Source organism: Ruminococcus sp. D54t1_190329_F1 (assembly GCF_015551645.1).
Classification (GTDB): Bacteria; Bacillota; Clostridia; order Lachnospirales; family Lachnospiraceae; genus Blautia_A; species Blautia_A faecis.
The window spans coordinates 26,466-36,324 of record NZ_JADNDC010000042.1 but is presented as its reverse complement, the minus strand read 5'-3'; the positions used below and the strand labels follow the sequence as shown (position 1 = coordinate 36,324).

Annotated in this window: 7 protein-coding genes and 2 pseudogenes; 4 read left to right on the top strand and 5 right to left on the bottom strand. The window is 44.6% G+C overall.

What is annotated here, in order from left to right; all coding sequences use genetic code 11:
• Positions 1 to 397: 397 nt before the first annotated feature.
• Positions 398 to 847 carry a transcriptional regulator NrdR gene (gene nrdR, locus I2D69_RS16425; protein ID WP_118583928.1) on the bottom strand — a complete coding sequence of 150 codons (450 nt, stop codon included), beginning with the start codon at positions 845 to 847 and terminating at the stop codon, positions 398 to 400.
• A 201-nt stretch (positions 848 to 1,048) separates the two neighbouring features.
• Between nrdR and I2D69_RS16420 the strand changes: the two genes are divergently transcribed.
• Both I2D69_RS16420 and sigG read left to right on the top strand, forming a co-directional pair.
• Positions 1,049 to 1,306 (top strand): YlmC/YmxH family sporulation protein, encoded by a 258-nt coding sequence (locus I2D69_RS16420; RefSeq protein ID WP_118583926.1) that lies wholly within the window; start codon positions 1,049 to 1,051, stop codon positions 1,304 to 1,306.
• Positions 1,307 to 1,450: 144 nt separating this feature from the next.
• The gene (gene sigG / locus I2D69_RS16415; protein ID WP_148461856.1) at positions 1,451 to 2,230 is read left to right on the top strand and encodes an RNA polymerase sporulation sigma factor SigG; all 780 of its coding nucleotides are present in this window, start codon (positions 1,451 to 1,453) and stop codon (positions 2,228 to 2,230) included.
• Between the two features lie 100 nt (positions 2,231 to 2,330).
• Here sigG and I2D69_RS21245 read toward each other — a convergent pair.
• A pseudogene (locus I2D69_RS21245) lies at positions 2,331 to 2,438 on the bottom strand (DUF6783 domain-containing protein); the annotation flags it as partial.
• Here I2D69_RS21245 and I2D69_RS21240 point away from each other — a divergent pair.
• Positions 2,415 to 2,465: pseudogene (locus I2D69_RS21240) on the top strand (DUF6783 domain-containing protein); the annotation flags it as partial. The pseudogenes I2D69_RS21245 and I2D69_RS21240 sit on opposite strands and share 24 nt — an antisense overlap.
• 29 nt (positions 2,466 to 2,494) lie before the next feature.
• Here I2D69_RS21240 and pap read toward each other — a convergent pair.
• The gene (gene pap / locus I2D69_RS16410) at positions 2,495 to 3,970 is read right to left on the bottom strand and encodes a polyphosphate:AMP phosphotransferase (RefSeq protein WP_173717100.1); all 1,476 of its coding nucleotides are present in this window, start codon (positions 3,968 to 3,970) and stop codon (positions 2,495 to 2,497) included.
• A gap of 307 nt (positions 3,971 to 4,277) precedes the next feature.
• Between pap and I2D69_RS16405 the strand changes: the two genes are divergently transcribed.
• Positions 4,278 to 4,871 (top strand): LysE family transporter, encoded by a 594-nt coding sequence (locus tag I2D69_RS16405; protein WP_173717099.1) that lies wholly within the window; start codon positions 4,278 to 4,280, stop codon positions 4,869 to 4,871.
• Between the two features lie 119 nt (positions 4,872 to 4,990).
• Here the strand turns inward: I2D69_RS16405 and I2D69_RS16400 are convergent, their stop codons facing one another.
• Positions 4,991 to 8,308: a TRAP transporter large permease subunit gene (locus I2D69_RS16400; RefSeq protein ID WP_173770258.1), complete on the bottom strand. Its 3,318-nt coding sequence runs from the start codon at positions 8,306 to 8,308 to the stop codon at positions 4,991 to 4,993.
• On the bottom strand, positions 8,309 to 8,806 hold the full coding sequence (locus I2D69_RS16395) for a TRAP transporter small permease (RefSeq protein WP_118583920.1): 498 nt from the start codon (positions 8,804 to 8,806) through the stop codon (positions 8,309 to 8,311). It lies immediately after the preceding gene.
• Positions 8,807 to 9,859 lie beyond the last annotated feature (1,053 nt).

Genomic DNA, 9,859 nt, shown 5'->3' with positions numbered 1-9,859 from the left:
TCCTGGAAATGCCAGCAGATATAAAAACAGACAGCAAAATAATAGGGATGTCAGTTTTTTGATCTTTTTCATAAGTTTCTCCTTGCTGTGTTGCTTTTCATGATTCTTATTATAATAAGTTTTGGGTAGAGTTGCAATCATAATGATAATGTTTACAGCAGAAAAAGTGAAAAGCTGTAAAAAAACAGCAATTCTACATTTTTTATGGAGATTTCTGACATGGCACCTACCTGTGGAACTGTTTTGTGAGACTCATCAATAATAAGAAGGAAATCATCACCAAAGTAGTCCAGAAGTGTATAGGGCGGCTGTCCTGGTTCAAGACCGGAAAGATGCCTAGAATAATTTTCGATTCCGGAGCAGAAGCCGGTTTCCCCGCTCTCTGGCGAGGATTTTTCTAATTTAAAAATTTCTTCAATTCATCCATAAAGGTACTGACATCTTTAAACTCCCGATACACAGAAGCGAATCGCACATACGCCACCGAATCCAGATCTTTTAAATGGCTCATCACGATTTCTCCGATTTTCGTGCTGGAGATTTCTTTATCTTCGGCATTAAAGATGTCGCCTTCTATGGCATCGATCATGGCTTCCAGCTTATCGCTGGCAATGGGACGTTTGTAGCAGGCGCGGCGGACACCGTTGATCAGTTTATTGCGGTCGTACTGCTCACGGTTCAGATTCTTCTTGATTACTGTTAACGGGATTGTCTCCACATTCTCATAAGTGGTAAATCTTCTTCCACAGGAATCGCACAGTCTTCTGCGTCTTATGGAATTGGTCTCTTCCACTGGTCTTGAATCTACTACTCTTGTATTATCCTGATTACAGTATGGACATCTCATGTATTTATTTCCCCTTCCTCATGTCTCCCCTTCTGCCATACAATCCGGGCAGCAGACTTTCCTCTTTTCTGTTTGCTCAGTAACATAAAACGGACTGAATTACCTATTTCTTATTATACTTTAATCATAGAAAGTATGTCAATAAACTCCATACATATTTTCAGACTTTTTGCATAATATCATAAAAAACAGGTGCTTTTCATGCGTATTTGCGAATTAAAGCAAAAAGAAGTGATCAATATCTGTACCTGCCGTACACTTGGCTGTCCGGTGGATGTGGAATTTAACTGTGAAACCGGATGTATTACCGCCCTTGTGGTTCCCGGACCTGGCAGTTTCTGCTTTTGTTTCTGGGGAGCCGGAAGTGAATATATAATTCCATGGAATTGTATCCGGCAGATCGGAGATGACATTATCCTGGTAGAAATTGATGAAAAGTATTGCTGTAAAAAGGCTTAATTCTATTTTCCCAATTGTCAAGGGGCAATAATTTTTATATTTTCCCGAAAAAAGAATATTTATCCTCCCACGTGAGAATCATTGTTACTGTTCACTTCGTTCTCAGCAGCACGCTTCGCGATGCACAAAAGGAGGATTCAAATAATGGCACTTAACAAAGTTGAAATTTGCGGAGTCAATACATCGAAGCTTCCGGTACTGAAGGCAGAAGAAAAAGAAGAGCTTTTTCGCAGGATCAAGGAGGGTGATGAAGAAGCCAGGGAACTTTACATTAAAGGAAATCTGCGGCTGGTTCTCAGCGTGATCAAGCGTTTTTCCAACAGCAGCGAAAATATGGACGATCTTTTTCAGATTGGCTGCATTGGGCTTATAAAAGCAATTGATAATTTTGACACTACATTGAATGTAAAATTTTCCACTTATGCAGTGCCTATGATCATTGGAGAGATACGAAGGTATCTTCGTGACAATAACAGTATCCGGGTGAGCCGGTCTCTGCGGGATATTGCTTATCGAGCAATTTATGCAAAAGAAACCTATATGAAAACAAATCTGAGGGAGCCTACCATTGCGGAAATTGCCAGCGAAATAGGGATAAATAAAGAGATGATCGTATATGCTATGGATGCGATACAGAATCCGGTGTCACTTTTTGAACCGGTTTATACGGAAGGCGGGGATACGCTTTATGTGATGGACCAAATCAGCGATAAGAAAAACAAGGAGGAGACCTGGGTAGAAAATCTGTCCCTCCGGGAAGCTATAAACCGGCTGAATAAGCGGGAACGGCATATTATTGATCTGCGTTTTTACGAGGGCAAAACCCAGATGGAGGTGGCCCAGGAAATCGGGATTTCCCAGGCACAGGTCAGCCGGTTGGAAAAGAATGCACTTAAAACCATGCGGAATTATCTGAGAGCGTGACGGAAATCATGGATCCCGGCATCACGAAAGCCGCCCCTTAAATGGTCTGCTGCATGAATATATTGCAAAATCGCTGGTTGTTGGCCAGCGATTTTGCTTATTATGCTTCTATTCCAGAATACGTTTGAAAAAGGCCTTCTGCAAGATGTGCGTCACAATTTGTGGGAGATTTTGTCCGGATGAGGGCGCCGTAGCGGGCTACGGCAACCGAATTCGGGCAAAATATACCGCAAAGTGGGGCGTGCAGATTGCGGGAATGATTTTTCAAGTACGCTCTAACGCCTTTTCCAATTCTTTTATTACAATTTTAAGAGCTTTAATTCTCGCATACTTCTTATCTACAGATTCCAGGATATGCCACGGTGCATAGGTGGTGCTTGTCTTGGCAAGCATTTCATCTACGGCACCTTCATAAGCATCCCATTTTTCGCGGTTGCGCCAGTCTTCGTCGGTGATCTTCCACTGTTTTTCAGGATTGTTCTGGCGGTCGGTGAAGCGGGCCAGCTGGGTGTCTTTGTCGATCTGGACCCAGAATTTGATGATCACGGCACCCCAGTCGGACAGTTCCTTCTCGAATTCATTAATCTCGTTGTAAGCACGTTTCCAGTCGTTCTCGCTGCAGAAGCCTTCCAGACGCTCTACCATTACGCGGCCGTACCAGGTGCGGTCGAAGATGGCAATGTGACCGTCTTTGGGCAATCTGGTCCAGAAGCGCCAGAGGTAATGACGCGCCTTTTCGTGAGGTTCCGGGCTGGCGATTGGATGGACCTCAAAGCCACGGGGATCAAGGGCTTCTGTGATCCGCTTAATATTGCCTCCTTTTCCGGCTGCGTCCCAGCCTTCATAAGTAATGATCACCGGCACACGCTTGCGGTACAGACGGTTATGCAGTTCGCCCAGCTTCTTCTGGAGATGCTTCAGCTCTTTCTTGTATTCTTCATCCTCGATCACCTTGTCTGTCAGTTCGATTTCCGAAAGCTTCGGCATTTTCTCAAGCGGAAAAATGTTTGGGAGAAGCGGTGCGCTGTGTGTGCTGTTCTGCAAGGCTACCTCAATGTTATTTACCATTATTTCAAGAACCTGAAGTTCTACGAAGTTGCGGTCTTTTGCATCAATAATATACCATGGTGCAATAGAAGTATTCGTATCTGTCAGATAGCGGTCGAAAACCTTCTGGCAATGTTTGTAATGTTCGTTCTGCCACTTGTCAAAGGCATCCACACGCCATTTTGTATCCTGCTCTTTGTTAAGCTTCTCAATACGTCTGGTCTGCTCTTTTTTGTCAATCTGCATGAAAAATTTCAGAACCAGATAACCGTTGTCTGTGAGCTGTCGCTCGAAATGTTTGATGCTGTCGATCCGCTTTGCATAATCCTCTTCTTCCAGACCATTCAGACAGTCTTTGCAGGTCTGCTCCATCCAGCCAGAATCCAGAAAGGTAAATTTGCCGGCTTCCGGAATCTGATTGAAATACCGGTACAGAAATGGTCTGCGCAGTTCATCCTCTGTAGGCTTTGACATGGTTGCTACTTTAAAGAAACGGGGATCAATGTATTTGATCACTCTGCCGATTGTGGTACCTTTGCCAGATGCACCCCAGCCTTCAAAAAGTACCAGCACAGGCAGCTTGTGTTCTTTCAGCTTCATCTGCTGCTGATACAGCTTCTCGCCAGCTTCTTTAATCCGTTTCTTCAACTCCTCTTTTTCCGGAATCTCCTCCGGGATCCAGGTTTTCAGCATAAACACGTCCTCCTCACGTACTATTATTTTCAAACTTAAAGCATTTTTTCCGTTAAAAGCAAATTCTATTTTTTTATATTCATATTATTTTCTGCATTATAACATAATCATTCCCATTTTGCACGAATTTAACAAACATTTAACCGAATTTCGATTGCGATCGTTATCCTCTTATATACAATCCGATATTTTTGTGTTATTATTAAAAATCATATTTTGTGTAGGTTTTACGAACACATAGCGTTTTGTATGTTGCGCCTTTCTTTTCGTAGCTCAGATGTTTAAACTTACCCAAGGAGGAAGTCCCATGCCTTTATCTGTCTTCATAGAAATGACCCTGTCTGCCATCCTTACCGTCTGGTCGCCTGGTCCCAATAATATTCTTTTGCTGTCCACAGCCAGCAAATACGGCATTTCCGGTAATATCCGCTTTATGACCGGAATCTGGAGCGGATCTCTCACTTTGATGTGTCTTTCCGGACTGTTCTGCAGTACTCTTGGGAAAATCATTCCAGGGATCCAGCCGGTTATGAAATATCTAGGCGCAGCTTATGTACTCTATCTTGCCTGGCAGACCTGGCGCAGGATTCCGCCCTCTGACAATGTCCAGGACAAAAAGCCAACCTGGCTGATGGGATTTTTCCTGCAGCTGATAAATGTAAAGATCATCATCTATGGGCTGACCATGTTTTCCGCTTATATTCTGCCCTATGAGGCAAGGGTTCCTATACTGTTTTGCTTCGCTGTATATCTGATGTTTCTTGGAGCCCTGGGAAATCTAATCTGGGCATTTGCGGGAAATGTACTGAAAAGATTTTACAGCAGTCATTATAAGCTGATGAATGGAATCATGGCCCTGCTGCTGGTGTGGTGCTCTCTCAGGATCACTGGATTACTGTAAGACAGGCCAAAAACACCTCCCGGAATATGTTGGTTACTCACATTCCGGGAGGTGTTTTCTATAGGGCACTGTTCAATTTATGAGACACATGTATCAAATTGATACATGCTTATGCTGTCTTACTTAAATGCATCCACCAGTTCCTGACCATCGTCATATCCCTGGTTTTTCAGTTCTTCTACAAACCACTGGTCTACGCCTTCTACCGCCTCTTTAAAGGAATCAATATCCATATCCTCTTTTGCGGTAAAGGTAACGCCATTTTTCTCTTCCCAGCGGTTCATGATCTCATTGGCACCGGAGCGGTTAATGTAACGCTCATACTCAACAGCCATTCTTCCAGCCTTGTCTACAACAGCTTGCTGCTCTGGTGTAAGGCCATCATAGATATCCTGATTGATACAGAAGAACAGACAGTCATAGATGGCATCCCACATGGAGCAGTATGGCTGAACCTCCTGTACACTGGCTGCGTCGATTGCAGGAAGCGGATTCTCCTCTCCCTCTACGGTGTTCTGTTGAAGAGCTGTGTAAGTCTCAGACCAGTTCAGGTTGGTTGCATCTGCACCCCATCTCTTATAGCATTCCATAAGAAGATTGGAGCCTGCAACACGGACTTTCAGGTTCTTCATATCGTCCACAGATTTTACTTCACGCACACTGTTGGTCAGTTCACGGAAGCCGTTCTCCGCAATACCCATGCAATGCAGTCCATACTCACTGAGGATTTCCTTCATCTTCTCTCCTGCCTCACCGTCAAACTTGGCATCTGCGTCTTCCACAGAATCATAAATAAACGGCAGGGAGACTACGTTAAATCTCGGATCAAATGCAGAATAAATCAGGTTGGAATGCATGGAAATCTGTACCGGGTCTCCGTTCATCAGTGCTTGGATTCCCTCGGACTGGTTTCCGTTTGTCAGCTGGTCTGCTGCATATATGTTTACTTTTACTTTTCCTCCTGTAGCTTTTTCCATCAGCTCGCCGAACTTGCGGCCGCCATCAGCCCAGGTAGAAGTCTCAGTTGTGGAGCATGCAAAATTCCAGGTAGTCTCCTCCCAGCCAAGGTCACTGTAATCGCCAATTCCGGTAAATGCCTCTACCAGCTCTTCTGCATCCTCGTATCCCTGGGATTTCAGTTCCTCAATGAACCACTCATCTACACCGTCAACAGCTTCCTTAAAAGACTCAATGTCCATATCCTCTTTTGCAGTGAAGGTAACGCCGTTTTTGTCTTTCCAGCGGTTCATGATCTCTTCATCACCGGAGCGGTTGATATAACGCTCGTACTCTACGGCTTTCTGGCCTGCCTCGTCTACAACAGCCTGCTGTTCCGGTGTAAGACCGTCATAAATTTCCTGGTTGATACAGAAGAACAGGCAGTCATAGATGGCATCCCACATGGAGCAGTATGGCTGAACCTCCTGTACACTGGCTGCATCGATTGCAGGAAGCGGATTCTCCTGACCCTCAACTGTGTTCTGCTGAAGGGCTGTGTAAGTCTCAGACCAGTTCAGGTTGGTTGCATCTGCGCCCCATCTCTTATAGCATTCCATAAGAAGGTTGGAACCGGCAACACGGATTTTCAAGTTTTTCATATCATCCACAGATTTTACTTCGCGGACACTGTTGGTCAGTTCACGGAAACCGTTCTCTGCAATACCCATGCAATGGAGTCCGTACTCACCAAGAATTTCTTTTAATTTCTCACCAGCCTCACCGTCAAACTTAGCATCTGCATCTTCTACAGAGTCATAAATAAACGGCAGGGAAACTACGTTAAATCTTGGGTCAAATGCAGAATAGATCAGGTTGGAATGCATGGAAATCTGTACCGGGTCTCCGTTCATCAGTGCCTGGATTCCCTCGGACTGGTTTCCGTTTGTCAGCTGGTCTGCTGCATATATGTTTACTTTTACTTTTCCTCCTGTGGCCTTTTCCATCAGCTCGCCAAACTTGCGGCCGCCGTCCGCCCAGGTAGAAGTCTCAGTTGTAGAGCATGCAAAATTCCAGGTGGTTTCCTCCCAGCCAAGATCACTGTAATCTGCGATCTCATTGAAGGAATAATCCCCGTCTCCGGCTGCAGAAGCTGCGGATGAGCCGCTGTCACCAGAGGAAGAATCTCCGGAATATGCACCATTTTTAGCAAGTGCTCTCGGAAGAGCCGTTGAAGTTACCGGAATATAGGTAACCACAAGAAGCACGGCCACACAGGCTGCCAGCATGGGCATAACTGCTTTTGAAATTTCCTGAAGGGTAACCTCCATGCCTTTTTTGATCTTGATTCCGATTGCCACAAACAGGTTGACACCAACCGGCGGAGTTACCTGTCCAATTGCAAGGTTTACAGTTGCCATCACACCAAATGCAACCACATCATAGCCAAGTGCTTTGCATACCGGAAGCATAACCGGAATAAAAATGTACATAGCAGAGTTTGCATCGATGAAGCAGCCTGCAATCAGGAAAATAATGTTTACGATCAGAAGGAAGGTAAACTGGTTATGTGCAATGCTTCCAAGAAGCGCTGAAGCTGCGTCTGCGATACCGAATTTGGTACATACATAGGAAAACAGGGAAGCACTTGCTACGATCAGCATGATTCCACCAGTTGTTTTCGCAGAATCCACGCAAATGTCAAACAGGTCTTTTAATTTAACCTCACGATAAATCACCATACCTACAAACAGACCGTATACAACAGATACAGCCGCTGCCTCAGTAGGAGTAAAAATACCGCCATAAATACCACCCAGAATAATAACCGGCATTAAGAATCCCCAGAAAGCATCCTTAAATGCATCCCAGCGCTCTTTTGCAGTCGCTTTCTTCTGGGCTGGCTGAATGCCTTTTTTTCTGGCTTCCACCATAACCACGATCACAAGGGCAACGCCCATCAGAATTCCAGGTACGATTCCTGCCATGAACATATCTGCAATAGATACGCCTGTGATAGAAGCATATACAACAAATGCAATACTTGGCGGGATGACAATGGCGATGGAACTTGATGTTGCCATCAGGGCTGTGGAAAACGGTGCGCTGAAGCCTCCCCGCTCTACCATTGCCGGAATCAGAACTGCTCCAAGTGCTGCTACAGTTGCAGGTCCGGATCCGGAAATTGCGCCGAAGAAGCAGGCTACAATAACGCATACAATGGCGATGCCGCCTCTTTTATGTCCCACGCAGGTATCTACGAATCTGACAAGTCTTTTGGAAATTCCGGCCTTTGCCATGATATTTCCGGAAAGTACGAAAAACGGGATAGCCAGAAGGAGAAATTTACTGATTCCGGCATACATATTGGTTGCAACAATGGTAAGGGAGGTTCCGGAGTACAGGATTGCACAGACGGAGGACAGTCCCAGACAGATTGCAATGGGAACTCCCATGATCAGGAAAACAAAAAATGAAATAAAAAGAACTGCACTTATCATTTATTTATCCTCCTTTTTCAGATTGCCTGTACAATAGTCAAGACAGTATTCAATAAAATGTAAGATCATACATCCGGATCCGATTGGCACGAAGGACCAGAATATCCACTCCGGCCAGTTCAGAACGAAGGTACGTTTTCCGTTTTCCAGCTGTGTGATTACTTTTTCCATACCGAACCAGAATAAGATTGCGGTAAAAATAATGCACAGAACAGTGGTAAGGATAACAGATGGTTTTTTCAGTTTCTCAGGGAGACGGTCTGTAACCAGTGACAGGTTAACCAGTTCTCCTTCGCGGCATGCAAGTGCTGCAGCCATTAAGGTAATCAGTACAAAGACTGCGACCACAAGTTCCTCGGTAAAGGACCAGGAACGATGGATCACTTTTCGGGAAAAAACATTTCCCACGGTCAGAACCAGTATCAGCAGGGTAGACACTACCAGAATACAATTTTCTACTGCTGCTACTGCATTCATGATTTTTTTGAAGACTTTCATGATCTCTCCTCCTCTTAATTTACTTGTCAGGTTTTCGTCTTTCGTAAAATGGAACTATCTGTTATGCAGCCGCAGTACGATCCTGCCCGGCAGGGCTTTTGTGTAACAGGAAGTTCCAACGGAATTTCCTGTTACACAAAAAAAATCCGCCCCTGAACTAGGGACGGACCATATTAGACCGCAACCACCCTGTTTCCCCTTTGAAACAAGTACGAAAAGACAACGTACCGACATACGCGATTCCGATAACGGGGAACAACCGTGGAAACCTACTTGATGCAGTTCTTCACTTCGTATCTGGTTCCTGTTTGAAAAAACGGATACTTATGAAGCGTTCGGCTTCCCTTCTCGGGGATGATCTTCAAAACAGACCTGACGCTGCTTTCCACCGACACAGCTCTCTGTAGACAAGGTGCTTCTGTTTCTACTTCTTCCCTTCAAGGAATTTAATCCTTTTTTAATTTAGTTGTTTAACGAACTGAAGTAATTTTACTACTAAAATTCGGGGAAGTCAAGTATAATTATGCAATTGCTATTTAGTGTGTTGAAAGTTGTTCAAGGCGGACGCACTCGGACAATGGTGATTGCTCACTCGCCGGCGCAACGCTCCAGCGAACTAACTGCTAACTGCGACTAAATCGTTCAGGAGAGCCTTCACGATTAAGTCTCCGTAAGCAGTGGATTTCGCCTACGCTAAAACCGCGCCTGAAATGGCTCGCTAGAGCAATCACCATTGCCCGAATACTGTGTACTGGCTGGGACTTATTTGTACGTAGGAACTTTCAACAGGTGGGGAGGGGGAGTGACTGGTTTCCCTATACTGTATCACAAACGAAAGTTTATAAGGATTTTGCCGAAATTAGCGGCTTTTACAATTTCGATGAAGTATTTGCACATTTTTAGGGCTGTTTTGCAAGTAAAAAACTTGACATATTATTTTATGTGCCTTCGATATCCCATTTAGATGGTTGATACTTCGCAGCTTTATTAGTTTTACCTAATCTATCATTGCCAAGAAAGTATCGGGAAACCAATCACTCCCACCACCTCCTT

Excerpts from the sequence above, each read along its gene's own strand:
- I2D69_RS16405 (WP_173717099.1), top strand. The coding sequence starts at position 4,278 with ATGCCTTTATCTGTCTTCATAGAAATGACCCTGTCTGCCATCCTTACC.
- nrdR (WP_118583928.1), bottom strand. The coding sequence starts at position 847 with ATGAGATGTCCATACTGTAATCAGGATAATACAAGAGTAGTAGATTCA.
- pap (WP_173717100.1), bottom strand. The coding sequence starts at position 3,970 with ATGCTGAAAACCTGGATCCCGGAGGAGATTCCGGAAAAAGAGGAGTTG.
- I2D69_RS16400 (WP_173770258.1), bottom strand. The coding sequence starts at position 8,308 with ATGATAAGTGCAGTTCTTTTTATTTCATTTTTTGTTTTCCTGATCATG.
- sigG (WP_148461856.1), top strand. The coding sequence starts at position 1,451 with ATGGCACTTAACAAAGTTGAAATTTGCGGAGTCAATACATCGAAGCTT.
- I2D69_RS16395 (WP_118583920.1), bottom strand. The coding sequence starts at position 8,806 with ATGAAAGTCTTCAAAAAAATCATGAATGCAGTAGCAGCAGTAGAAAAT.
- I2D69_RS16420 (WP_118583926.1), top strand. The coding sequence starts at position 1,049 with ATGCGTATTTGCGAATTAAAGCAAAAAGAAGTGATCAATATCTGTACC.